25 protein-coding genes are annotated in these 23960 nt (G+C 72.9%); 9 read left to right on the top strand and 16 right to left on the bottom strand.

Translation table 11 applies throughout. The features are described from left to right. The 6 genes from ACZ7LK_RS14225 to ACZ7LK_RS14200 form a co-directional block, all read left to right on the top strand. The coding region (locus ACZ7LK_RS14225; protein ID WP_471140599.1) for an AbfB domain-containing protein at positions 1-377 on the top strand (377 nt) is incomplete at its 5' end. A gap of 91 nt (positions 378-468) precedes the next feature. After that, a complete protein-coding gene (locus ACZ7LK_RS14220; protein WP_392277319.1) occupies positions 469-1101 on the top strand; it encodes an RICIN domain-containing protein in 633 nt (210 codons plus the stop codon). A gap of 33 nt (positions 1102-1134) precedes the next feature. Beyond that, positions 1135-1764 carry an RICIN domain-containing protein gene (locus ACZ7LK_RS14215; RefSeq protein ID WP_471140596.1) on the top strand — a complete coding sequence of 210 codons (630 nt, stop codon included), beginning with the start codon at positions 1135-1137 and terminating at the stop codon, positions 1762-1764. 107 nt (positions 1765-1871) lie between these two features. Then, the gene (locus ACZ7LK_RS14210; RefSeq protein WP_392277321.1) at positions 1872-2018 is read left to right on the top strand and encodes a hypothetical protein; all 147 of its coding nucleotides are present in this window, start codon (positions 1872-1874) and stop codon (positions 2016-2018) included. Positions 2019-2211: 193 nt separating this feature from the next. Then, complete coding sequence (locus tag ACZ7LK_RS14205; RefSeq protein ID WP_471140593.1) at positions 2212-6156, top strand: ALF repeat-containing protein; 3945 nt, start codon at positions 2212-2214, stop codon at positions 6154-6156. 2 nt (positions 6157-6158) lie between these two features. Continuing rightward, positions 6159-6740 (top strand): hypothetical protein, encoded by a 582-nt coding sequence (locus ACZ7LK_RS14200; protein WP_471140591.1) that lies wholly within the window; start codon positions 6159-6161, stop codon positions 6738-6740. A 257-nt stretch (positions 6741-6997) separates the two neighbouring features. On the opposite strand, the gene ACZ7LK_RS14195 is transcribed toward ACZ7LK_RS14200, so the two are convergent. Next, on the bottom strand, positions 6998-7915 hold the full coding sequence (locus ACZ7LK_RS14195) for an aminoglycoside phosphotransferase family protein (protein WP_471140589.1): 918 nt from the start codon (positions 7913-7915) through the stop codon (positions 6998-7000). Positions 7916-8221: 306 nt separating this feature from the next. Here ACZ7LK_RS14195 and ACZ7LK_RS14190 point away from each other — a divergent pair, with 306 nt between their 5' ends. Then, entirely contained in the window at positions 8222-8728 is a 507-nt protein-coding gene (locus ACZ7LK_RS14190) for a DUF6624 domain-containing protein (protein WP_471140586.1), read from the top strand. Positions 8729-8810: 82 nt separating this feature from the next. Here ACZ7LK_RS14190 and ACZ7LK_RS14185 read toward each other — a convergent pair whose 3' ends face one another. Next, a complete protein-coding gene (locus ACZ7LK_RS14185; RefSeq protein WP_471140583.1) occupies positions 8811-9392 on the bottom strand; it encodes a GNAT family N-acetyltransferase in 582 nt (193 codons plus the stop codon). A 358-nt stretch (positions 9393-9750) separates the two neighbouring features. On the opposite strand from ACZ7LK_RS14185, the gene ACZ7LK_RS14180 reads away from it, so the two are divergent. Together ACZ7LK_RS14180 and ACZ7LK_RS14175 are read left to right on the top strand one after the other, a co-directional pair. Continuing rightward, a complete protein-coding gene (locus ACZ7LK_RS14180) occupies positions 9751-10002 on the top strand; it encodes a DUF6400 family protein (protein ID WP_469461670.1) in 252 nt (83 codons plus the stop codon). Further along, positions 9986-10216: a hypothetical protein gene (locus tag ACZ7LK_RS14175; RefSeq protein WP_392277327.1), complete on the top strand. Its 231-nt coding sequence runs from the start codon at positions 9986-9988 to the stop codon at positions 10214-10216. Before ACZ7LK_RS14180 ends, ACZ7LK_RS14175 begins: the two co-directional genes overlap by 17 nt. Positions 10217-10306: 90 nt before the next feature. Here the strand turns inward: ACZ7LK_RS14175 and hypE are convergent, their stop codons facing one another. The 14 genes from hypE to ACZ7LK_RS14105 form a co-directional block, all read right to left on the bottom strand. Further along, positions 10307-11296, bottom strand: a complete 990-nt coding sequence (gene hypE, locus ACZ7LK_RS14170; RefSeq protein ID WP_392277423.1) for a hydrogenase expression/formation protein HypE — start codon at positions 11294-11296, stop codon at positions 10307-10309. Between the two features lie 70 nt (positions 11297-11366). Further along, positions 11367-12527 carry a hydrogenase formation protein HypD gene (gene hypD, locus ACZ7LK_RS14165; protein ID WP_392277328.1) on the bottom strand — a complete coding sequence of 387 codons (1161 nt, stop codon included), beginning with the start codon at positions 12525-12527 and terminating at the stop codon, positions 11367-11369. Continuing rightward, positions 12524-12850: a HypC/HybG/HupF family hydrogenase formation chaperone gene (locus ACZ7LK_RS14160; RefSeq protein ID WP_392277329.1), complete on the bottom strand. Its 327-nt coding sequence runs from the start codon at positions 12848-12850 to the stop codon at positions 12524-12526. Before ACZ7LK_RS14160 ends, hypD begins: the two co-directional genes overlap by 4 nt. Positions 12851-12860: 10 nt before the next feature. Further along, on the bottom strand, positions 12861-15476 hold the full coding sequence (locus ACZ7LK_RS14155) for a carbamoyltransferase HypF (RefSeq protein WP_471140579.1): 2616 nt from the start codon (positions 15474-15476) through the stop codon (positions 12861-12863). Further along, positions 15473-16168 carry a hydrogenase nickel incorporation protein HypB gene (gene hypB, locus ACZ7LK_RS14150; RefSeq protein WP_471140576.1) on the bottom strand — a complete coding sequence of 232 codons (696 nt, stop codon included), beginning with the start codon at positions 16166-16168 and terminating at the stop codon, positions 15473-15475. The genes ACZ7LK_RS14155 and hypB overlap by 4 nt, the downstream gene beginning before the upstream one ends. 2 nt (positions 16169-16170) lie before the next feature. After that, the gene (hypA, locus tag ACZ7LK_RS14145) at positions 16171-16575 is read right to left on the bottom strand and encodes a hydrogenase maturation nickel metallochaperone HypA (RefSeq protein ID WP_392277332.1); all 405 of its coding nucleotides are present in this window, start codon (positions 16573-16575) and stop codon (positions 16171-16173) included. Between the two features lie 152 nt (positions 16576-16727). Continuing rightward, entirely contained in the window at positions 16728-16847 is a 120-nt protein-coding gene (locus ACZ7LK_RS14140) for a DUF6893 family small protein (protein WP_392277333.1), read from the bottom strand. Next, a complete protein-coding gene (locus ACZ7LK_RS14135; protein WP_469461678.1) occupies positions 16844-17431 on the bottom strand; it encodes a hydrogenase maturation protease in 588 nt (195 codons plus the stop codon). Before ACZ7LK_RS14135 ends, ACZ7LK_RS14140 begins: the two co-directional genes overlap by 4 nt. After that, entirely contained in the window at positions 17431-18873 is a 1443-nt protein-coding gene (locus ACZ7LK_RS14130; RefSeq protein ID WP_392277335.1) for a hypothetical protein, read from the bottom strand. The genes ACZ7LK_RS14135 and ACZ7LK_RS14130 overlap by 1 nt, the downstream gene beginning before the upstream one ends. Next, positions 18870-19508 carry a DUF6084 family protein gene (locus ACZ7LK_RS14125; protein WP_471140572.1) on the bottom strand — a complete coding sequence of 213 codons (639 nt, stop codon included), beginning with the start codon at positions 19506-19508 and terminating at the stop codon, positions 18870-18872. Before ACZ7LK_RS14125 ends, ACZ7LK_RS14130 begins: the two co-directional genes overlap by 4 nt. Then, positions 19505-20113 (bottom strand): DUF5947 family protein, encoded by a 609-nt coding sequence (locus ACZ7LK_RS14120; RefSeq protein ID WP_469461939.1) that lies wholly within the window; start codon positions 20111-20113, stop codon positions 19505-19507. Before ACZ7LK_RS14120 ends, ACZ7LK_RS14125 begins: the two co-directional genes overlap by 4 nt. Positions 20114-20328: 215 nt before the next feature. Beyond that, positions 20329-20943, bottom strand: a complete 615-nt coding sequence (locus ACZ7LK_RS14115; protein WP_471140569.1) for a hypothetical protein — start codon at positions 20941-20943, stop codon at positions 20329-20331. Then, positions 20940-22721, bottom strand: a complete 1782-nt coding sequence (locus ACZ7LK_RS14110; RefSeq protein ID WP_392277338.1) for a nickel-dependent hydrogenase large subunit — start codon at positions 22719-22721, stop codon at positions 20940-20942. Before ACZ7LK_RS14110 ends, ACZ7LK_RS14115 begins: the two co-directional genes overlap by 4 nt. 104 nt (positions 22722-22825) lie before the next feature. Next, a complete protein-coding gene (locus tag ACZ7LK_RS14105; RefSeq protein WP_392277339.1) occupies positions 22826-23914 on the bottom strand; it encodes an NADH-quinone oxidoreductase subunit B family protein in 1089 nt (362 codons plus the stop codon). Between the last annotated feature and the right edge of the window lie 46 nt (positions 23915-23960).

The raw sequence follows: 23960 nt of genomic DNA, 5'->3' as shown, positions 1-23960 counted from the left end.
TGTCCGCCGCGTCCAAGCAGGCGGACCGGGAGGACGGCACCTGGATCGTCGTTCCCGCGCTCAACGGCCAGCCCGGCTGCTGGTCCTTCGAGTCCTCCCGCAAGCTCGGCCACTACCTCACGCACAAGGACCTCAGGGTCAAGATGGCCGCCGGTGACAACAGCGCCCAGTTCCGCAAGGACGCCACCTGGTGCGCCAAGAAGGGCCTGAGCGGCACCGGCACCTCCTTCGAATCGGCCGGCCAGCCCGGACGCTTCCTGCGCGAGTACTACGGCGACCTGTTCGTCGCCAACAAGTCCGCCAAGAACCGCTTCGACGTCGAGAAGGACTTCGCCCAGGACGCCACCTGGAAGATCGTCACCCCCCTCGCGCGCTGACCGAGCGGGAGGCGGCCACCCGCGTACACGCGCGCCGGCCGCCTCCCGCCGGGCCCTCTCCCTTCAGACCTGAGAAGAACGGAAGCACCCCATGTCCCGGATCGTCCGATCCGCCCTGGCCGTAGCGGCCGGTGTCGCCGCGCTCGCCGGCGGCGTGACCGTGGCCGTCGCCGACGAGGCGCGCCCCCAGCCGACCCCCGCCGCCACCACCGTCTCCACGGCCACCGTGAACGCCGGTGATGCCAGGGCCGCCGCCACCGCGGCCTCGACGCCCTCGGCCGTGCAGCTCAGGGCCGTCCACAGCGACAAGTGCCTCACGACGCCCGACGCCAGCCTCCGCAACGGCGTCAACAGCGTCCAGTCGACCTGCGTCGCGGACGCCGAGAACCAGCGCATCGACATGGTTCCCACCGGCGCCGGCACCTTCGAACTGCGCTTCGGGCACAGCGGCAAGTGCCTGGACGTGGAAGCCGCCGGCACCACGACCGGCACGGTCGTCCAGCAGTGGTGGTGCGTGGGCAAGCCGAACCAGCACTGGCGCCTGGTGATGGTCGACATCACCAACGAGCTGTACGAGCTGCGGCCCGCCCACACGCCGGCCGGCACGAACCGCTGCCTGGACATCGCCTCCGCGAGCAAGGACGACGGCGCGGTCGCGCGGCTGTGGGCCTGCAACGGCACGCCCGCCCAGCAGTGGCGCATCCACCCCGTCACGGCCGCCTGAGCCCCCGTACCCGCGAGAGAAACGGATCCCCACATGTCTCGGATCATCCGGGCCGTCCTGACCGCGGGCGCGGCCGTCGCCGTCCTCGCCGGTACGGCCACCGCCGTCCAGGCGGACGGTGACCCCGGCACGCCGACCGCCTCCGGCACCGCCGCCGAGGCGGCGCGCGAGGCCGCGGCCGTCGCCGCCGCCGCGAAGGCGGAGGCCGCCGCCCGCTTCAAGATGGCGCAGCAGGTCGTCACCCTCACCGCCGCCCACAGCGGCAAGTGCCTCGAGATCGAGGGCGGCAAGACCACGGACGGCATCAACGCCCAGCAGTACGCCTGCAACAGCACGGACTCACAGAAGTGGACCGCCGTCGCCGCGCGCGGCGGCACCTTCGAGATGCGCAACGTCAAGAGCGGCAAGTGCCTTGAGGTCCAGGGCAAGAGCGACAAGTCCGGCGCGGCCGTCCAGCAGTTCGCCTGCGGCCAGGGGGACCACCAGCGCTGGCAGATCCTGCTCGTCGACCCCGTGCGCAAGCTGTACGAACTCCAGCCCGCGCACGCGGACGGGATGTGCGTCGACGTGCCCGGCCAGAAGCAGGACAACGGCATCGACGCCCAGCTCTACACCTGCAACCGCACCGACGCCCAGCTTTGGCAGGTCGGGCCGGTCGCGTGAACCGGCCGGACGGCGCGCCCGCGTGCGCCCGTCGAACGCCGCGAAGGGGCGGGACCGTACATACGGCCCCGCCCCGGCGGCCGTTGCACCGCACGTCACTTCCGAGGGTGCGGCAGGCGATCTCCGGCACCGCCGATGACCACGGCCGCCCGGGTCCGGACAGCGGACAGCGGGCCGCGGTGGCCGAGGCGGCGGCGTTCCGCGCGTCCATGGACGACCGTGCCCAGGACGGCGAGAGCCGCGCCCAGGACTGACCGTGCGGGTCCGGCCGGCCCGTGACCGGGGCCGGAGCCGGGGAGCAGGCCAGGACACCCCCTGGCCGGCCGGACGGCGCGCGGACCAACGACCACCCGCCCGTGACCGGGGCGGGATTTTCTCGATCATTCGTCTAGGGGGTTTCCCGTGTGGGGAAGAGCCCGGCCCAGGGCCGGAGGGTCACGCGCGCGCGTGGCCGCGCACGTACGGAAGGCCGTGTCCGCGGCGATCGCCGTGGCGGTGCTGGGCACCGTCACCGGTGAGGCCGCGGCAGCGACCTCCGTACGCGAGGAGAACGCGTCGCTGACGCGGACGCTGGAGTCGATGGACCGGCTCGCTGCGGCACCGGCACCGAAGCCCGGTGGCACGGCGCCCGCCGCCACGTCCGAGCTGGACCGGATCAGCGACGAGCGGGACCGTCAACTGGTCGAGGACTTCGCGGAGTTCGACGAGGAGGAGGAGGTCCGCGAGGCCGCCAAGGCGGCGCTGGCCAGCACCGACCCGAACGCCATCCGCGAGTTCCTGGAGCACGGCGAGGCCGAGGCGCGCAAGCGCGCCCAGGACAAGCGGGACGCGGCCGACGTCGCCAACCGCGGCCGGATCGAGGCGCTGCGCGGCACCGGCGGCCCGTTCTTCAACGCCGAGGTCGAGCGCGTCCTGAAGGGCACGGCGCGGGACCGCGCCGACTTCCTCGCCTTCGGCGCGGACATCGCCCGCCAGCGGGACAAGGCGACGGAGCAGAACGAGAAGGAACGCGCGGCGGAGAACCGCAAGCGGGTCGAGATGCTCGCCGCGGTCGGCGGCCCCGAGGTGAAGCGGACCGCGCAGGCCGCCCTCGCCACGGGCGACGACAAGGTCATCGCCGAGTACCTGGAGAAGGGCTACCTGGTCGCCTCGCAGAAAGACGCGGACGACCGGGCCGCCCACGAGCAGGCCCAGAAGGAGGCGGCCGAGGCGGCGGAGCGGCTGCGTGAGCTGGCCCGGAAGGCGGCCGTGGCCGCCGAGGCCCGCACCAAGCTGATCGCGGCGCACGGTGACGCGGTCAAGGCCCTGAAGACGGCGTCCAACGCGATGAACGCCGCGGCCACCCAGTCCCGTGAGGCCGACCGGATGCTCGCCGCCGACAAGGCCGGCAAGCGTCTGTCCGACTACGCCCAGGTGAAGGCGGAGGTCGCCCGTCAGGTCGGGATCGCCGAGGGCGCCGCCAAGGCGGCCCAGGTCGCCGCGGCCCAGGCCAAGGTGCAGGCCGACGTCCTGGTGGAGACCGGTCTGGAGCACGGCGTCCAGTGGTCCGAGGTGGCCACGGGCATCGCCGGCGCGGCGGACGCCGCCGCGAAGGCCGCCGCCACCGCGAAGCACGCGGTGGACGCCACCGCCGCCGACGCGGCGGGGCTGAACGCCAAGAACCAGGCCGAGCTGCACGCGCAGCAGGCCGCCAAGTGGCGGGCGAACGCCGAGGAGCACGCCAAGGCCGCGGCCCGGCTGGCCGAGGCGGCCGCCAAGCAGGCCAAGATCGCCGCGGACGCGGCGGCCAAGGCCCGCCAGGCCAGGATCGCGGCCGAACAGGCCGAGAAGCAGGCCTGGGAGCACGCGAGGAAGACCCGGGACGCGCGGATCGAGGCCGAGCGTCAGGCCAAGATCGCCGCCGAGCAGCGGGCGATCGCCGAGCGCGAGCGCGACCTCGCCGCCGCCGCGAGGGCGCGGGCCGAGAAGGAGCGGGACATCGCCGCGGCGGCACGCGCGCGTGCCGAGGCCGAAGCCCGTACCGCCTCGGCCAAGCGGGCCGACGCGCAGGCCGCGGCGGCCGTGGCCGCCGAGAAGCGGGCCACCGCACAGGCCCAGGAGGGCATCGCCGCCAAGGCCGACGAGCTGGCGCGGGGCGAGGAGTCCAAGGCCCGTACCGCCCGTAACAAGGCCGTGGAGGCCGAACGCGCCCACAAGGCGGAGGACGCCCGGGCCCGGGCGAGCGAGGCGCTGGCCGCCAAGGCCAAGGGCACCGAGCACGCCGAGACCGCACGCGCGGCGGCGACCGAGGCCCGTTCCGCGGCCGACGCCGCCGGCACGGCGGCCGGCACCGCCCGTGGCGCGGCCGACCAGGCCTCCGCGGCGGCGGTACGGTCCCGCTCGGCGGCCATCGAGGCGGCGGGCGCCGCCGCGCGGGCACGGGCGGCGGCCGCCGAGGCCACCGCGCACGCCGCACGCGCCAACGCCGCCGCCAACAAGGCCGAAGCGGCCGCCTTCGCGGCGAACGCGGCGGCCGACAAGGCGGAGGCCGAGGCGGCCCTGACCCACGCGGCCGCCCAGCGCGCCAACCAGAAGGCCGCCGAGGCCACCGCGCAGGAGGCCCGCGCCGGTATCGCCGCCCACGAGGCGTCCCGGCTCGCCGGCCTGGCCGCCCTCCACGCCAACAACGCCCTCCAGGCGGCCAACCGCACCAAGGAAGAGGCCGAGGGAGCCACGCGGGAGGCGGCCATGGCCCGCCTCCAGGCCACGATCGCGGTGCAGGCCGCCACGTCGGCCCGCACCACCGCCGCCGGCATCGCCGACCCGGCCGACACCGCCATCACCCTCACCGCGCCGTTCACCGGCACGGACGTGGACGCCGACTTCGCCACCGAGGTGGCCAAGGCCGCCCAGGCCCTGGGCCAGGCGGAAGTCACCAAGGCCGAAGCGAGGGCGGCGGAAGCACTCAAGGCGGCCGAGGCCGCCGAGGCAGCCGCCAAGAAGGCCAACGCCCAGGTCGCACCCGCCTTCAAGGCAGCCGCGGCCGCTGCCCGTTCCTCCGCGGACGCGGCACGTTCCTCGGTCGCGGCGATGAAGTCCGCCGCCCAGGCCGCCGACGACGGCGCCAAGGCACGAGCCGCCGCGGCCCGCGCCAACGAGGCCGACGCCCAGGCCCAGGCGGACGCCAAACTCGCCCGCACGGCCGCCAACCAGGCCTTCGCCGACGCGGCCGCCGCACGCAACGCCGCCACGCAGGCCGAGGCCGAAGCAGCCCGCGCCCGAGGCGCTGCCGCCGAGGCCGAGAACCACGCGGCGGCCGCCAACAGCGCCGCCGACCTCGCCGAGAAGGAGGCCGCCGTCGCCCAGGGCGCGGCCGCCCAGGCGGAGAAGGACGCCGCCGACGCCAACACCTTCGCCGAGTCCGCCGAGAAGCACGCCACCTCCGCCGAGACCGCGGCCAAGAACGCCGGCACCTACGCCAAGGAGGCCGACGAGGCCGCGAAGAGGGCCGAGGAGTACCAGCGCGAACTCGAGCGCAAGGAGCGCGAGGAGGCCGCGAAGGACAAGGAGAAGGGTGACCCCTACTCCCTGGACGCGGCCGAGCGCAAGGCGCTGGAGGCGGCGGGCATCAGCCCGGCCGAGTACGAGGCGGCCCGGGCCCTGGCCCAGCAGGACCTCCTCGACTACCTGATGGAGAACGGCGCCGAGCTCCTCGTCGAGATCGCCGCCGACAAGATCAAGGAGTGCTGGGACGACCCGGACATCCCGACCTGCCTGTGGGCGATCGTCGAGAACCTGCCGTGGGCGAAGGCGGCCTCCATCGTCAGCAAGCTCCCGAAGATCGGCAAGGCGATCTGGGGCATCAAGGAGTTCCTCGACAAGTCGGCCAAGGCCAAGAAGCTGGTCGACAAGGGCGAGGAGATCATCGAGGACGTATGGAAGAAGCTCCCGGCCTGTGTGACCGACCGGAAGAAGAGCGGCTCGGCGGCGAGGAGTGCGTCGGCGAAGACGTTCGGCCCGCAGCGCGCCCTGGCGGCCGCGTCGGGCGGGGGCGGCAAGGAGGCGGGCGACATCGGTCTGGCTCGTGAGGAGTTCATCGCCAAGCTCATCGGCGGGAAGGTGGCCAAGGACGACAAGGGCCAGGACATCAAGATCGTCATGCCCAACGTCGGCTCCAGCGGTCTCGACGTCATCGGCCCCGACGGTGAGTACGTGTACGTCGGTGGTGGCGCCAAGGCGGCCAACCCGTCCAAGTTCGGCAAGGCCCTTAAGATCAACAAGTACGCGGCCGACGAAGCGGGCGTGAAGGCGGTCTACTACCTCGCCGACAACACCCCGGAATCGGCCATCAAGCAGGCCAAGAAGGTCTTCGGAGACGAGAATGTCCACATCTTCACGCTGCCGGACTGCTGACCATGAGTGACGGATACATCCGCTGGTACCGCGAGTCGGCGGCCACGCCGGTCCTCGCCGCACAGGCGGAGCTGTTCGAGGCGTACGGTCTGAGCCTGGTGCACCCCGTGAAAGGCGCGGCCGTGGTGCTCGACGTCGAGGGGGACGACGTCCTTTTGCGTCCGGAGGAACTCGGTCGGCTGCTGGGTATGCGGATCGCGTCCCTGACGACGAACTGGTGGCTGTCAGCCGACGTCGACGTGGTCGACCAGTTCGCCTATGAACCGCTCGGCTGCGAGATCCAGACCCTGTGGCTGGACGGGCTCACGACGGAGCAGTCGGACGCGGTGGAGGCGGCCGTCCTGGCCGCGGCCGCCGCGCTTCCGGCACCCACCCGGGCCGTGGTCGTCGACCGCGAGGGCGCGGGTGACCCCGGCGACTGGGACTCGCCGGTGCTGTACGACGGGGAGAACCTGCCGCCCCTCCCGGACCGCCTGCTGCTGGGCTCCTCGCTCGCCGACCGCTTCCTGTCGGCGTTCCCGGAGCTCCGGGGCCAGGCGGGCGAAGGAGGGCTCACCTCGATCACTCCCGTCGGCTCCCGCTGACCCGACCCGAAGAAGGCCCCGCCGGACCACGTCCGGCGGGGCCTTCCCCTTGGGCCGACCGGCACACCACCGGGGCACCGCGGGTGAGGCCACCCCTTCGGCGCCGGTGACGCGAAGGCTCGCCGTGATGCGCGACCTCGCCACCCGCCATACCACCGTCCACCCTGGCATGCCGGACTTCCGCACTGCCGCCGGCAGGATCACCCCCGAACCGAGCGAGGAATGAGACCCCTGCTGTTCTGTGACGGTGGGCGGCTTCAGTGGCGGGACGCCTCGATCAGGCGTCGAAGGGCGGTCCGGGCGGGTGGGCCCCAGGTGGCTTTGCCGCCGGGGCGGCCGTGGACGCCGGCGTCTCCGATGAGGATGCAGGCGAGGGCCTTGAGCACCGCCCAGCCGCGGGCGCGGCGCAGGGTCGCCGGGTCCGGGGCCGGCTGGTAGGCGTCATGGAAGCGGTCGGCGGCACCGTCCGGCAGCAGCGTCCAAGCGGCGGCGAGGTCGCAGGCCGGATCGCCGGCACAGAGGTCGCCGAAGTCGATCACGCCGCAGAAAGTGCCGTCCTCGGTGAGGACGTTGGCCGGATGCAGGTCGCCGTGGAGCCACAGCGCCGGCCCCGTCCAGTCGGGCGCAGCGGCGGCGTCTTCCCAGATGGCGCGGACGGCGTCCGGGTCGGGAATCAGCCCCGAACCGGTGGCCGAGGCCAGCGCCTGCGCGAACCCCTCGGCATGGTCGCTCAGCGGCCCTCCACGGTCGCGACCTGTCGGCGCCCCCTCGGGGGCAGGCCGGTGAAGAGCGGTCAGGAAGGCGGCCAAGGTCTCTGCCGCCTCAGCGGCGCGCGTGGCGGGGGCGCGGTCGGCGGGCGTTCCCGGCACCCAGGTGGTGACGATCCAAGGCCGCGGAAACCGCTCGGAGGGTTCGCTGAGGCGCTGCGGGACGGGGACCGGCAGGGGAAGACACGGGGCGAGAGCGGGAAGCCACTCGTGCTCCTTGCGCAGCAGCGCGTCCGCGGACTGCGTCGCCCAGGGCAGCCGGACAGCGAGGTCGTCGCCGAGCCGCCACAGCTGGTTGTCCCAGCCCCGCGCACCGAGCCTTACAGGGTGATCGGCCAGGTCGGGGTGCTGGTCGCGGAGCAGATCCCGGACCAACTCCGCGGTGATCTCGATCTCGGTGTGGGTCATGCGGAGCAACGGTAGCCGGGCGGCCCCGGCAAACCTCCCACCGTCGCTGAACGCCCCAGATCGGCAGCCGGCTCACTCGGCCCGGTTCTCAACGCAGTGGTGCTCGCGGACCGTCAACGCCCTCAAGAACTCCCGCCCCCCCCGTGACCGTCGCAGCGATCCGCCACCGGCTTCGGGGAGTAGATCCATTGTCCCCGCGCGGGGACGTGCCTGTCACCGTTCTCCGGAATGATCTTTCCGCCTGATTTACGCCTTTAGGCTTGCCGGTATCGGGCACAACACACCGATCTGAAAAAGGAGTTGAGAGTGGCGCACGACGTTGCCGCGCTGGCCGTGGAACTCGCGGAGATGGCCGCGGCGGATCACCGGTCAGCAGTCCGCGCGAACAGCGACGACCCCGCCGAACAGTTGGCCTGGCGGCGGCTGGCCGCACGGCACGGTGACCGGCTCGGCGAGATCATGGACGAGTACGGCTGGCCGACGGAGGAACTGGTCGGCGAGGAGGCCGCGCGCGCAGCGTGGCTGATCGCCCAGCACGCCGACCGGCAGCTCGACATTCAGCGACGCGCCCTGAAGCTGATGCAGCAGGCGGTGTCGGCAGGCTCGGCCGGCCCGCGCGAGCTGGCCTTCTTGCGCGACCGCACGCTGGTGAATGAGGGCCGCAAGCAGATCTACGGCACTCAGATCGCCGGCGTGAAGGACGGGGCACCGGTTCCCTGGCCCTGTGAAGAGCCGCAGCGCATGGACGAACTCCGTGCGGAAGTCGGCATCGAGCCCTTCGACGAATACGTCGCCAAGTTCGCGAAGGCCTGACCACCACCGGAGGTGCCGGGGCGGCCACGCGCAGGAGCTCGGCGAGCCGGGCACCTTGAGTGCCGGCGCCCCGCCGGATTCCTCATGACCCTGGGCCCTCTACCAGCGGTGCCGCACGAGAGCGCCGGTTCGGCGTCGTGGCCGAGCTCTCGCGGTGGGTATCCGCGGCGGGAACGCCAGGGGCGGGGAGGCACTCCATGAGCAGCCGGCTCCCCTGCCGGCTCACCGGATGGAACCCCGCCTTCGCCCAGGCTCGGACGGCGTGGCTGTTGGACGCTTCCGGGTCGACGGTCACCCGCGTCCAGCCCAGCACTGTCTGAAGGTGCCGGACAAGGGCGCGGGCGGCGTCGGGGCCGAGGCCGCTGCCTTGAGCCTGTGGCAGGAGGACCATGTCGATGCCGCCCTGGTCCGGGCCCGCGGGTACGTACTGCACATAGCCGACCGGGATGGCCTGGGCGAGGATCAGGAAGGACTCCACGCGTGGGCGGCGCCTTCCCGTGTACTTCGCGGCGACTTCCTCGCGGGTGAGAGGCTGCCCGCCCCAGTTCCGTACGAATTCGGGATCGGCGAACCAGCAGGCCAGCAGAGGCAGATGTGCTTCGGTCGCCGGGATGAGACAGGTCAAATTGCCTGCTATGACCCCGCCATCCGGCTTTCCGCGCATTGCCGTGCCTCTCCCGGTGGTGGTCTTCCGGGTTCATCGTCCCGGGAAGAGGGTGGCTGGGTGGCTCGGCAGCGGTACGACTCGGCGCCGTACCGGATCAGGGCGCACCGGAAGGGCATCCCGGCCGCCTCCCGCCGGACACGCTCGCAAGGCGCTTCTCGCCCGGGTCGGTGCCCACCCTGCGGATACCTCTGACGCGGACGGTGCGCCCGGCCCGGGGCACACGGCCGACCGACGGCGGCGCGGTCGCGCCCCCGGCCCCACCCCGATGAGGTGCGTCACAATGCCTTCCGGCGTGGCGACCCCCCTGGTAGAGGTGGCTGGGACCAGTGACTTCCCGTGTGAAGGTGCTCCGCGCATGAACGACAGCCCCGGCCACGACCCTGTGGCCTTCTCGCTCGACCTCACCCTGGAGGAGTCCCGCCGACGCGCCGCGGTGGTGGCCGCCCTCGGTGACGAGTGGGACCCCTTGGCCGTGCTCCGCTCGGAGGAGCAGGCGCAGCGCCTGCTCTACTCGGGTCTGGACGCGGAGCAGGAGCGGACGTACGCCATGCTGGTGGAGGCCGGCGTGCTGCCCGGACGGGACACGGGCGATGCGGCTTCCCATTGACCCGCAGGCGGACCGGGCCCGGCGGGCGTGGGTCCCGTGCCCGGGATGCGACGACGCCCGGGACTGCGTGACCTGTGCGCAACGGCGCAACTGCTCGGACCACTGGCGTTACCTCATAGCGAACGAGGGCGCGCGGGTGCACCTCCAGTGCCCCGGCTGCACCCATACCTGGACGCTGGACACGCGCCCCGGCAGGCGGGGCCTGACCGCCTGAACCCGCGGACGCGCGGGTTCAGGCGAAGGCGGGCACGGGCCGCTGGTCGGCGAGGCACCGATGAGGCCGGGCCCGGCGGGCGAGCACCGGTCAGCAGATCCGCGGGAGCTGCTCCCCGAGCGGCATGTCCACCACCCGCGTCCCGCCCAGGCCCGTCCGGGCCACGACCATCCCCGGGTGCTCGGCCACCGCCTCACCGACGACCGCCGACTCGGCGCCCAGAGGGTGCGCCCGCATCGCGGCGAGGACCGCGTCGGCGTGGTCCCGCGGCACGAACGCCACCAGCTTGCCCTCATTGGCCACGTACATCGGGTCGAGGCCCAGGACCGCGCAGGCGCTGGCCACCGGCGCGGGGACCGGGACGGCACGCTCCTGGACGACGACCCCGGTGCCCGAGGCCGCCGCGATCTCGTTGAGCGACGCGGCCAGACCCCCTCGGGTCGGGTCGCGCAGCACATGGAGATCCGGTGTGACGGCGAGCATCGCCTCGACCAGGCCGCCGAGCGCCGCGCAGTCGCTCTCGATGTCGACCTCGAACCGCAGATTCTCCCGCTCGCTCAGGATGGCCACACCATGGAGCCCGATCGCCCCGCTGACGATCACCACGTCACCGGGCACGACCCGCTCCGGACGCAGGTCGACCCCGGGCGGGACCAGTCCGATGCCCGAGGTGTTGATGTAGACGCCGTCGCCGTGACCGGCCTCCACCACCTTGGTGTCGCCCGTCACCACCCGCACACCGGCAGTACGGGCGGCGGCGCCCATAGCCTCGGCCACCCGGCCCACGGTGGCGATCTCGACGCCCTCCTCCAGGATGACGCCGCACGACAGGTAGGCGGCCCGGGCCCCGCTCATCGCCAGGTCGTTGACCGTGCCGTTGACGGCGAGGTCACCGATGCTGCCACCGGGGAAGAACAAGGGCCGCACCACGAACGAGTCGGTGGAGAACGCGAGCCGCGCCCCGCCGAGCTCGACGGTGGCCGAGTCGGTCAGCCCGCCGGGCGCCGGGCCCGCCAGGGCGGGGAGGAAGACCTGCTCCACCAGCTCGGCGGACAGCACGCCGCCTCCGCCGTGGCCCATCACCACCCGCGGCCGGTCCCGCAGCGGGGCGGGACAGGTCCAGGACAGGACGTCCGGCCCTGTGTACGTGTCAGACAACGGGGCTGCCCTCCAGGGTCTGGGCGGTGGTCGCCGGGGCCGTGACCGGCACCGGGCGGGCCGGCAGGTCGAGCCGCCGGTACAGGTAGTAGGCGGCGCACGCGCCCTCGCTGGAGACCATGGTGGCCCCGAGCGGGGTGCGCGGCGTGCACGTGGTGCCGAACGCCTCGCACTCGTGCGGCTTCAGCAGTCCTTGCAGCACCTCTCCGCTGCGGCACTCGGCCGGCTCACGGGTGGCGATGTCACCCACCTGGAAGCGGTGCTCGGCGTCGTGGTCCCGGTAGCGCGCGGACAGCCGCCACCCACTGGCGGGGATGACGCCGATGCCGCGCCAGGCCCGGTCGGTCACCTCGAAGACGTCGTCCAGCATCGCGCGCGCGGCAGGGTTGCCCTCCGGTCGGACGGCACGCTCGTAGGCGTTCTCCACCGTGTGCTCGCCCCGCTCGAGCTGGCGCACGGTGCGCCGTACGCCTTCGAGGATGTCGAGCGGCTCGAAACCGGTGACCACGATGGGCACCCCGAACCGTTCCGCGAGCCCGGGGTACTCCTCCGTCCCCATCACGCTGCACACGTGCCCGGCCGCGAGGAAGCCCTGGACACGGCAGTCCGGTGACTGCATGATCGCCTCGATCGCGGGCGGGACCCGGACGTGCGACACCAGCAGGCTGAAGTTGCCGATGCCGCGCTTGCGGGCCTGGTGGACGGCCATCGCGTTGGGCGGCGCGGTCGTCTCGAAGCCGATGCCGAAGAAGACGACCTCCCGGTCCGGGTTCTCCTCCGCGATCCGCAGCGCGTCCAGCGGCGAGTACACCACCCGGACGTCGCCGCCCTCCCCGCGTACCTGGAACAGGTCACGGCCGGTACCGGGCACCCGCAGCATGTCGCCGAAGGAGCAGAAGATCACGTCGGGACGCGAGGCGATCTCCAGGGCCTTGTCGATCACCTCCAGCGGGGTCACGCACACCGGACAGCCGGGCCCGTGGATCAACTCCACCTCGTCGGGCAGGAGTTGGTCGATGCCGTGGCGGATGATGGTGTGCGTCTGACCGCCGCACACCTCCATCAGCGCCCAGGGCCTGGTCACGGTGGCCCTGATCTCGTCGAGCAGCCGTGCCGCGAGCTCAGGATTCTGGAACTCGTCGATGTACTTCACCGCAGCACCTCCCCGGCCGTGGCGGCGCCGTCCGGCCCGTGTCCGTTCCCGCCCGCCTCCGCGGCGGCCTGCTCCCACGGGTCCCCGAACTCCTCCTGGAGCAAGCCGAGGTTCTCGAACAGCTCCAGCGTCCGGCGGGCCGACTCCTCGTCCAGCCGTTGCAGGGCGAAACCGACGTGGACGATCGCGTACTCGCCGACCTGAAGGTCCGGCAGGTACTCCAGGCACACCTCCTTGACCACACCGCCGAAGTCGACGCTGGCCATGCGGGTGCCGTTCCGTTCCTCGACCCCCAGTACCTTCCCTGGTACCGCCAGGCACATATGTGTCTCCTCACTCTCGCGCCACGGAATCCGTGGCCGATTCCGTGGCCGACTCCGTGGCCGTGGCCGTCGATTCCGCTCGGGCCGTGGCGCGGGCGGCCACCACGAGCTGACCGAGGGCCAGCCCCCCGTCGTTGGGCGGGACACGGCGGTGACGCAGTACGGTGAAACCGTCCGCCCGCAGCCCGCGTGCGCAGGCCGACGACAGCAGCGTGTTGGAGAAGACCCCACCGGTCAGCGCGGCCGTCTCCAGTCCGGTCGCCTCGCGGGCCAGCACGCAGACCGTCCGCACCATCCGGGCCACGGCCGCGTGGAACCGTGCCGCGACGACCGGGGCGGGAACACCCCGCCGTACGTCCTCGACGACCGCGGCCAGCAACGGCGCCGGATCGGCGGTCACCGGAGACGCACCGGCCGGGCCCCGCCCGGTCAGGCGGAAGACGTAGCGCGGATCCTCGTCGCAGGCCCAGGCGGCGACCGCGGCAGCCTCCAGCTCGATCGCGGCCCGGGCCTCGTACTCGGCGTGATGGCAGACGCCCGCAAGGGACGAGACGGCGTCGAAGAGCCGCCCCATACTGGACGTGGGCACGCAGTTCAGCCCCCGCTCCAACTGCCGGCCCAGCACCGCCCGTTCCTCCGGCGGGCAGGCGGCGACGCACGGCAGGTCCGCGTCCGGCGCGATGCCCGCCGCCCACAGGTGCGCCAGCGCCATGCGGTAGGGCCGCCGGACGGCCGCGTCACCCCCGGGCAGCGGTACGTAGGCCAAGTGCGCGAACCGTTGGTAACCCTCGTAGCCCGCGAGCAGGAGCTCCCCGCCCCACACCGCCCCGTCGTCCCCGTGGCCCGTGCCGTCGAACGCGACCCCGATCACCCGGTCGCCCTCGGCCACGCCGTGCTCGGCCATGACGGCGGCGACATGCGCGTGATGGTGCTGGACCCGCGCCACCGGGCGCCCCGCGGCGTGCCGCCGTGCCCACGCGCCCGAGCGGTACCCGGGGTGCGTGTCGGTGACGAGCAGCTCGGGGCGTACGCCCGTGATGGACTCCAGTTGCCGTTCGGCGCGGCCGAACGCGCGCTGGGTGGCGAGGTCGTCCATGTCCCCGACGTGGGCGGACAGCCATGCCCTGTCGCCCTCGGCGAGGCAGAAGACGTTCTTCAGATCACCGCCGACCGCGAGGGCGGGAACCACCGGTACCGGCAGCGTCAGCGGCAGCGGGGCGTAACCCCGGGAACGGCGCAGCACCAGCGGCTCACCGTCGCAGACGCGCACCACCGAGTCGTCGCACGGTACGTGGACGGGCCGGTCGTGCGTGAGCCAGGCGTCGGCCAGACCGGCCAGCCGGTCGAGGGCCTCGTCGTCGTCGGTGACGATGGGTTCGCCGGAGAGGTTGCCACTGGTCATCACCAGCAGCCGGGGCCCGCCCGCGCCTAGGTCGTGTCCGCAATGTCTCGCCTGGCCCGCGGTGTCCTGCACGCGCGCTCGCGGCGTTGTCGTCGGTCGCCATGACTCCGCCATGACTCCCTCCTCCGCCTTGCGATCGCACGCACCGGACACCGCGGCCCCCGCCCCCCGGGCGGACGCCGATACTTTCCGGACACTCCCGAGCAGCAGATGGTGCAACGGCGTGTAGGGCAGCATCACCCCGAGGTCGGGACTGCCGGGCGCGACCGCGTCGGCCGGCGCGAGGGCCCCCGGTGCGTCCGTGGCGCCGGTGCGCCGCCGCAACAGCACGACGGGGCGGACACGGCCGGTGAGCAACTCCCGCTCGGCGGGGCCGATGTGCACGAGGTGCGCCACATCGGCCACGTCCCGGGCCATCACCGCGAAGGGCTTGCCACCGCGTGCCTTGCGGCGGCGCAGCTCACCGACCGCCCGGCCGTCGGTGGCATCACACGCGAGGTGGTACCCGCCGATGCCCTTGACGGCGACGATCGCCCCCGCGGCGAGCAGCGCGCGCGCCCCGTCGACGGGGTCCTCGCCCTCCGGCCGCACGTGCGCGGCGGCCGTGACGAGCCGCAGGCGCGGGCCGCACGCGGGGCACGCCACGGGCTGCGCGTGGAAACGCCGGTCGGCGGGATCGTGGTACTCGCGATCACAGGCGGGGCACAGCGGGAAACCCGCCATCGTGGTGTGCTCGCGGTCGTAGGGCAGGCCGGTGACGATGGTGAACCGCGGCCCGCAGTGCGTACAGGTGATGAAGGGGTGGCGGTGGCGGCGGTCGGCGGGATCGGCGAGCTCGGCCAGGCAGTCGTCACAGGTGGCGGTGTCGGGGGCGACCAGCGTGCGCACGGGTCCCGACGTGCGGGAGGGGACGATGGCGAAACCGGTGCCCCCGGTGGGGGGCAGGTCGGTGGTGTCCACGGCCTCCACGACGGCCAGCGGCGGGGCCTCGGGCGCGATGCGCGCGCAGAACCGGTCGACGAGCGCCGCCTCGCCCTCGACCTCCACGACCACGCCCTCGCCGGTGTTGGTCACATGGCCGGCGAGCCGCAGCTCCGAGGCCAGGGCGTACAGATACGGCCGGAACCCGACCCCCTGCACCACCCCGCGCACGACGGCCCGGACGCGCCGCACCGGCGGAGCCACCACCTGCCGCGGCGCGGCCGCCTCGGGCGTCGCGTTCACGCCCCGGCCCGTGCCATCACCGGGGCGTGCACCTTCGCCCCCTCGGCCGCCGCCAGCGCCCGCTCCACCAGCAGACCGGCGCCCCGGGCACTCCGTACGGAGCTGAGGACGATCTCCACACCGGGGTTGACCTGCTGCACGTTGGCCCGGAAGGCGGCCTCGTCGAACTCGGCGGGACCGGCGAGATCGGCCTTGGTGACGATCACCAGGTGCGCGAGGCCGAACGCGGTGGGGTACTTCAGCGGCTTGTCCTCGCCCTCGGTCACCGAGGCGAGGACGACCCGCAGCGTCTCTCCGAGGTCGTACGACGCCGGGCACACGAGGTTGCCGACGTTCTCCACGAACAGCAGACGGGTGTCCTCGGGCAGCCAGTTGTGCAGGTGCCCCGCGAGCATGTCCGCCTCCAGATGGCACAGCCCGTCCGTGAGGACCTGCTTGACCGGCACGCCGGAACGGCCCAGGCGCACCGCGTCGTTCTCCGTCGCGAGGTCCGCCGTCAGCGCGGCGGCCGGGACGCCGCGTTCCCGGGCGATCGTCAGCTCCCGCTCCAGCAGGGCCGTCTTGCCGCTGCCGGGACTGGACAGGAGGTTCACCACGGTCGTGCCCCTGGCCGTCAGTTCACTGCGCAGGACGCCGGCCGCCATCGTGTTCTTGGCGAGCACCGCCTGCTGGAGGTCGACCACACGGCACATCGTCAGCTCTCCTCGAGGATGGTTGCGGGGGTTGCGCCGGGGGAGCCGGGAGCGGGGGTGCCCGCGGCCCAGCGCACTTCGGTGATGCGCAGTTCGCGGCCCGCCACCAGCTCGGTGGCGGCCGCGCGGCAGTGGGGGCAGAGCATGTCCGGGGGCATCCCGGTGTCCCAGGTCCGCCCGCACGGAGCGCACCGCGCGCTGCCGGGGACGGAACGGGTGACGAGCTCGGCACCCTCCAGGACGGTCCCGGCGCAGGCGAGTCCGAAGCAGAAGCGGAGCGAGTCGGAGACCACTCCGGCCAGCTCGCCGATCTCGAGGTGCACATGCTGGACGCCCCGCGCGCCGCGGGACCGTGCCGCCTGCTCGACCTGGTCCACCACGGACAGGGCGACGGACATCTCGTGCATGGGTCTCCGTCCGGGCCCGGGGATGTCGCTCCGGCCCCATTACACGGCCGTGACCCGGCGGCGCGCCGACCGGCGCGCCGGGGTCACACGGCTGCGTGGGCCGTTCGGCCCAGCCGGGTCCGCCGGGCCGGCGACGGGCGCCGGCCGGTGGGTCACATCCGGCGGATGCGCAGGTAGCGCCGGACGTCGGGCAGGACGTTCACGACGATGGCCGCGAGCGCGGCGGCGGTGGCGGTGGCGGCGGCCGCACCGCCGATGAGGCGCTTGTTCATGGTGCTCTCCGTGAAGGTCGGTGTGGGGGTGTCGCGCGGGCGGGTCGGTCTCCGGCGACGGCTTCGCCGCGGAGCGGTTCGGTGACCTGTTCCGTGACCAGTTCGGTCACCAGGCGTACCGCCTCCGGGAGGGCGGCGGCCACGGGCGGGCTGAGCCCGATGCCCTCCTCGACGGTGGCGGGCTCGCAGCCCACGACCAGGGTGCGTCCCGGTGGGGTGGCACCGGTACCCGCGCACAGGCTGTCCAGCAGCGCCAGTACGGCGTCGGGGGACATGCGGTGGCCGTCGAGGGGGACGCCTTCGGCCGGCTGCCGGGAGCCCGGCTCGGCGGCGTCGATCACGTACAGCGTCCCCGGCTCACCGCCCCGCGCCGTCGCGTCCAGGAGGACGAGGGTGTCGTACCCGTCGAGCAACTGGTACGCCAGGTGGACGCCGCGGATGCCGATGTCGGCGACCTCCACACCGGCGGGCAGATCCTGACGGGCCAGCACGCGTGCCGTCTCGACGCCGAAGCCGTCGTCGCCGAGGAAGATGTTCCCCGCCCCGGCGACCAGCGTGCGCGGACGGGGCCGGGTGGGGGCCATCACGTGTCCTCCGCGACATCGACCTCGTCGGGCTGGAAGTAGAGGAAGCGGCCCTGCTCACGGCGGATGTCGGCGCCCGGGTCGTCGTCGACGGTGACCGCGATGTGCACGCCGCCGTCCACGTCGTGCAGGACCGCTTCCACCAGGGCGAGCCGGCCGCTGAGGAACAGGTCCTGGGCGTCGCTGTGGCGCAGCCGGGGACGCAGCACGACGCGGCTGCCGGCCCGTACCGGCCGTCCGCCGACGAGGACGTGGTCGGTGGCCGGGTCCACGGACGCGTCCGCGCCCGGGTCCCACCAGGGGGTGTCCGGCCGCGTGACCCCGCTCTGCCCGAAGGGGTCGGACGGTACGGAGACGTTCGCCGCGACGGCCGGCGCGGTCACCTCGCGGAGGCCGCGCACGGCGCCGTGCAGGCGCTCCAGGACCTCCGGTGGCATGGAGTCGGCCAGCTCGATGACGGCCGCCGCCCGCACGTCCGTACCCCGGGCCTCGCGCTTCTCCTCGTCGGTCAGGGCGGCGGTGCGCAGCGCCAGGATCTCGTCGATCTCCGTCGCGTCGTACAGCGCGCCGGGGCTCTCGGGCGCGATCGCCGGGTGGTCCTCCAGAATGATCGGCGAGGAGAGCACCAGGTCGCCGCCGCCCGGCTCGCCGGCCAGCACCGGCCAGGTGTGCAGGTTGCGGCACGCGGCGGTGGCTCCCCGCGCCCACTCCGGCGGGTCCGTCATCGACAGGAAACGCCCCGAGTCCAGGCACAGCAGCGTATGACTGGCGACCAGGGACCGGGGCAGCGCCGCGTCGCGGTCCGCGTCGCCGTCCGGCGTCCAGTCGCTGGTGTTCTCCACGACCAGGCTCAGGCGGTGCGTGCGGTACGGGCCTTCCAGCTCGCTCGTCGACATCCGCAGCGCACCGGTGACCTCCTCGCGACGGCGCACGAGCCGGCCCACCACCTGCCCGGTGGAGTCCGGGACCGGTTCGGTCTCCTCGGACGCCGGGCGGGTGAACGGGATGACGATGCCCTCGCCCACCAGGCCGTCCACCGGAACGGTGAGCCGGACGACCTGCTCATGACCCTCGTCCCACGGGACGATCACCTGGTCGTCCAGGCGCAGTTCGCCCACCGTCTCGAAGGTGCCGTCCGGGCGCACCCGTTGCACGGTGCGCCGTTGCGTGTGCAGGAAGCGGACCTCGACGGCGAGCGTGGCTCCCCGTCGGGGTTCCATGAGCAGTTCGGTGTGCTGGAAGTCGTGTTCGTCGGCCCGCGCCGTCCAGGCCGGTGGCACGAGCACCCCGAACTGCCAGCGCAGGCGGTTCTTGGCGGCCGACGCGCGGTACGGGTAGAGCACGTACCCCTCGAAGAGCACGGCGTCGGCGACCTGGCGTGCCACGGCCAGCCGTGCCTCGGTCCCCGGGGAGAACGTGGTCGTGGTCGTGATCGTCGTCATGGTGTCCTCTCCCCGGCCGCGTCGAGGAGCGCCTCGACGGTCGCCTCCCAGGAGGGCAGGGCGCGCCGCGACCGGTGGGCGAGCAGCGCGTCCATGGTGTCCCGGGGCAGCCGGATCCAGCCGGATCCCGGGAAGTGCTGGTCGACCATCTCCCGCCAGGTCTTCACCGGCATGCGGAAAGCGGCCTCCTTGTCCCAGGGGACGGGCTCGACGCGGAAGCCGCCGGCGCCGGTGAAGGCGGTGCCGGAGAACAGCATCAGCAGCGGCACCTCCCCTTCCTCCAGGGCGTGGAAGTAACGGGTGGAGGCGATGTCCATGTCGTAGGTGCACGGCACCACCAGGTCGGTCTCGACGTCCCCGGTGAAGCCGGGAACCATCACCGAGACCTGGGCGAACTGCACCGGGTTCAGACTGCTGCCCCAGCGCGACCGCTCACCGAACAGGTCCGTCAGCCGCGTGGCCTCGGCGTCGCCGTAGCCGCGCCGGACGGGCTCGATGCGGATCTGGCAGCGCAGGGCCAGCGCGTGGACGCGGGCCCGCTCGGACGCGGTGACGCGCAGCCGGAACACCAGGGTGGGGCCCGCCGCGTACGGGTCGGCGCGCACCTCGGTGCAGGTGAAGGTGAAGTCGGTCATGACCCGCTCCCTCGGACGTCACGGGCACGGTCGCGTACGTGGGCGAAGAAGGCGTCCAGGTCGGCACGGGCCTCCGCGCCACCGTCGAAGCCCTGCCACCGCAGGCGCATGCGGCCCACCAGCTCGTAACAGATGTCGACGGGCACCAGGAAGCACTCCACCGAGCCCTCGTGGCGGCGCAGCAGCAGCGCCTCCACGTCGGGTTCGAGGAGTCCCGCCAGCGGCGAACCGGCCAGGACGGCCTGCCAGGAGGCCGGGTCCAGCTCGCTCTCGGTCGCCCCGGCCGGGCTCGGGTAGAGCGCGACGAGCCGGTCGAGCGCCGAGTTGCGGAAGAAGAACGCGACGCCGACGGGGATGCGCAGGTGCTCCCAGGACTGCTCGTCGATGCCGTGCCCCGGGTCGCTCAGGTAGCGGCCGGGGACCGCCCGGAAGCGGCCCCCCGCCCCGCCGGAGCCGTCCAGCAACTGGGCGCAGGGGGCACAGACACAGGCCAGCGCCCGCTTCTCGGTGTCGACGAGGTGCCGGTGACGCTCGCCGGTCAGAGGCACGGCGCACAGCTCGCACCGCTCCTCACGGGGCGGGGGCGGGCCCACGAAACGCCGCAGCCCCCGCGATCCGGGCCCCCGCGCCGCCCGCGCCGCGCCGACCGGGTGCGTGCCCCGGAGGGCCGCGGTGTCTGCGTCGGGTGGGCTCGCGGGGGCCGCGGTGCTTGCGGCGGGTGGGCCCGGGTGGGGTGCCGTGCTGGCGGCGGGTGGGCCCGGGTGGGGTGCCGTGTCCGGCCGGTGCGGGCTCTTGCGGGCCGTCCCGGCTCCGGGCGCGCTCACGGGGCCGTGGCCGGTGAGCGGCCGCCGCCGACGGCGTGTGGCGGGCCGGCGCCGATCTGGAGGAGCGCGGGCTCCCGGGCGGCCTCCTGGAGTTCCACCGCCGTCACTTCGGGCGCGAAGCACGCGACGGTGTCCCGCGCCGCCTGCTCGATGCCCTCCCGGGTGCTGGCGCAACCGCAGCCCGCCGACCCGGTGAGCCGCAGGCGCAGCACGCCGGTCGCGGCGTCGAAGCCGACGGTCTCGACCGGGTGGGGGAGGCCGTCGAGGGCGCGGTCGATGCGGCGGCGCACGTCGTCCGGGTGCAGCCCGTGCAGGACCAGCAGACCCGCGACGAGTTCATCGCCGAGGAGGGCGGCGAGGGTGTCGCGGGCCGTGGCGTCGGGGTGACGTCCGACCAGCTCGACCGCGCGGGCGAGCCCGGCCCCGTAGAACTCCATGAGGACCCGTACGAGTTCCTCGGCGGCCTCGCACGCCGCGCGGTCGCCGGACTCCGCCAGCCGGTCGAGGACCTCCTCGACCAGCCGGCCGGCCGTCTCCGCGTTCATCGCGCCGGACGCGGGCGGCGCGGCGGACACCGAGGGCGCGGCGCCCACGCCGGGGGCGCCGCTCATCCGGCCAGGCCGCTCAGGCCGGTGGGGACGTGCATGGACTTCACGGTCCTGCCGTCACCGACGTACATGTGCACACCGCAGGGCAGACACGGGTCGAAGCTGCGCACGGCACGCATGATGTCGATGCCCTTGAAGTTCTCGGGCGGGTTCTCCTCGAAGATGGGCGTGTTCTGCACGGCGTCCTCGTACGGTCCGGGCGTTCCGTAGGTGTCGCGGGTGGAGGCGTTCCACGGGGTCGGCGGGTACGGGTGGTAGTTGGCGATCTTGCCGTCCCGGATGACCATGTGGTGCGACAGGACCCCGCGTACCGCCTCGGTGAAACCGACACCGATGGACTCGTCCGGCACCTCGAACTTCTCCCAGGTCTGGGTGCGCCCGGCGCGCACCTCCGCGAGGCCCATCTCGGCGGAGTGCAGCGCGACGGCAGCGGCGTATGCCTGGAAGTAGGTGCGGGCGCGGTTGCGCTCCAGGGCGTTGCTCCAGCGGGGGATCTTCCACTCGAAGGTGGTCTCCGGCTTGGTGAGCGTACGGGGGAGGTTGATGACGACGCTGTGGCCGGTGGCCTTGACGTACCCGATGTCGACGAGTCCGGACAGCGCGGTCGACCACAGGCGGGCGAGGGGGCCGCCGCCCGTGTCCAGTGGCAGGTAGTCCTTGCCGTCGAACCAGCGCGGGGACATCACCCAGCTGTACTTGTCGTTGAAGTCCCGCTTCTGCGGGGCGGGGATGGTGTGCTGGTTCCACGGGTGCCGCGGGTCGACCGGGTTGCCGAGCGGGTCGTGGGTGACGAACTGCTCCTGACCGGCCCAGTCCTCGTAGTAGGAGCTGCCGAGCAGGATCCGGATGCCGAGGTTGATCTCGGTGAGGTCGTTGGTGACCAGCTTGCCGTCCACGATCACCCCGGGGGTGACGAGCATCCGCCGGCCCCAGTCCGTCATGTTGGCGTAGCTGAAGTCGCAGTACTCGGGGTCGTTGAACGCCCCCCAGCAGCCGAGCAGCACACGCCGGCGGCCGACCTCCTCGTAGCCGGGCAGCGCCTCGTAGAAGAAGTCGAACAGGTCGTCGTGCAGGGGCACGACGCGCTTCATGAACTCCACGTACCGCATCAGCCGGGACATGTAGTCCGTGAAGAGCTGTACGGACCCGATGGTGCCGACACCGCCCGGGTACAGGGTGGAGGGGTGCACATGGCGGCCCTCCATCAGGCAGAACATCTCCCGCGTGTACCGGCTGACCTGGAGCGCCTCGCGGTAGAACTCGCCCTCCAGGGGGTTGAGCGAGCGCATGATGTCGGCGATCGTGCGGTAGCCGTGGTCGGCGGCGTGCGGTGCCTCGGTGCGCTCGGCGAGTTCGAGCACTCCCGGGTTGGTCTCGCGGACCATCTTCTCGCAGTAGTCGACCCCGACCAGGTTCTCCTGGAAGATGTTGTGGTCGAACATGAACTCCGCGGACTCGCCGCAGTTGATGATCCACTCGGCGAGGTGGGGCGGCTTCACCCCGTACGCCATGTTCTGCGCGTACACCGAGCAGGTGGCGTGGTTGTCACCGCAGATGCCGCAGATGCGGCTGGTGATGAAGTGCGCGTCGCGCGGGTCCTTGCCCCGCATGAAGACGCTGTAGCCGCGGAAGACCGACGAGGTGCTGTAGCACTCGGCGACCCGCTTCTGCTTGAAGTCGATTTTCGTGTGGATGCCGAGGCTGCCCACGATCCGCGTGATCGGGTCCCACGCCATCTCCACCAGGCCGGTGCCGTCACCGGACGTCGTCGAGGTCGCCATTGTGTCTGTGATGCCCTTCGGTCAGCGCTGTGAGCGGGGGAGGGGGCCGGGAAGTGAGCCGGGGAGGGAACGGGGGCGTGGAGCGGATGCCGTGCCGGGCGCGATCACCACGGAGGCCGGTAGCCGGTGGTGATCTCCCGGCCCGTGTGCCGCCACTTGGGCTCCTTGTCCACGGTCCGGGCGGTGATCGTCCGGAGGCGGCGGATCACCGCGCCGTAGGCTCCGCTGGCGGTGCTGGAGAACTTTCCGCCAGGAGGTTCGTCCATGAACGGCATGAACTTGTCGGGGAAGCCGGGCATGGTGCACGCGATGCAGATGCCGCCCACGTTCGGACAGCCGCCGATGCCGGCCATCCAGCCACGCTTGGGCACGTTGCACTTGACGACGGGGCCCCAGCAGCCCAGCTTCACCAGGCACTTGGGCGAGTCGTACTCCATCGCGAACTGGCCCTGCTCGTAGTAGCCGGCCCGGTCGCAGCCCTCGTGGACCGTGGCTCCGAACAGCCAGGTGGGGCGCAGCTTGTCGTCGAGCGGGATCATCGGTGCCGACCCCGCCGCCTGGTAGAGCAGGTAGGTCAGGGTCTCGGCGAAGTTGTCCGGCTGGATGGGGCAGCCCGGTACGCAGACGATGGGGATGCCCGCCTTCGACTTCCAGTCCCAGCCCAGGTAGTCGGGCACGCCCATGGCGCCCGTGGGGTTTCCGGCCATGGCGTGGATGCCGCCGTAGGTGGCACAGGTGCCGATCGCCACCACGGCGAGAGCCTTGGGGGCCAGGCGGTCGATCCACTCGCTGGTGGTGATGGGCTGGCCGGTGTCCGGGTTGTCACCGAATCCGCACCAGTAACCCTCCTGCTTGATCGCCTCGTTCGGGATGGACCCCTCGATCACCAGGACGAACGGGTCGATCTCGCCCCGCTCACCCTTGAAGAACCACTCGATGAACGTGTCCGCCCCGTTCACCGGCCCGCACTCGAAGTCGATCAGCGGCCAGTGCACGGCGATCTTGGGCAGGCCGGGCAGGGCTCCGAGGGCGATCTCCTCGATGCTGGGCTGCATGGCGGCCGTGAGGGCGACCGAGTCACCGTCGCAGCTCAGCCCGGCGTTGATCCAGAGGATGTGGATCGGTTTCTCCTCGGCATCGGGCGCTCCGGAAGTGCCCGACTGTTCGACCGTGGTCGGCGACGCTGTGTTCATCGAAGCCCTCCTTGGGGAGGCAAACGGCAAAACCGCTCGAGTAAGC

It is taken from the genome of Streptomyces sp. NPDC039423 (assembly GCF_055598725.1).
The sequence above is the reverse complement of the archived record's forward strand: the minus strand, read 5'-3'. Positions and strand labels throughout refer to the sequence as shown.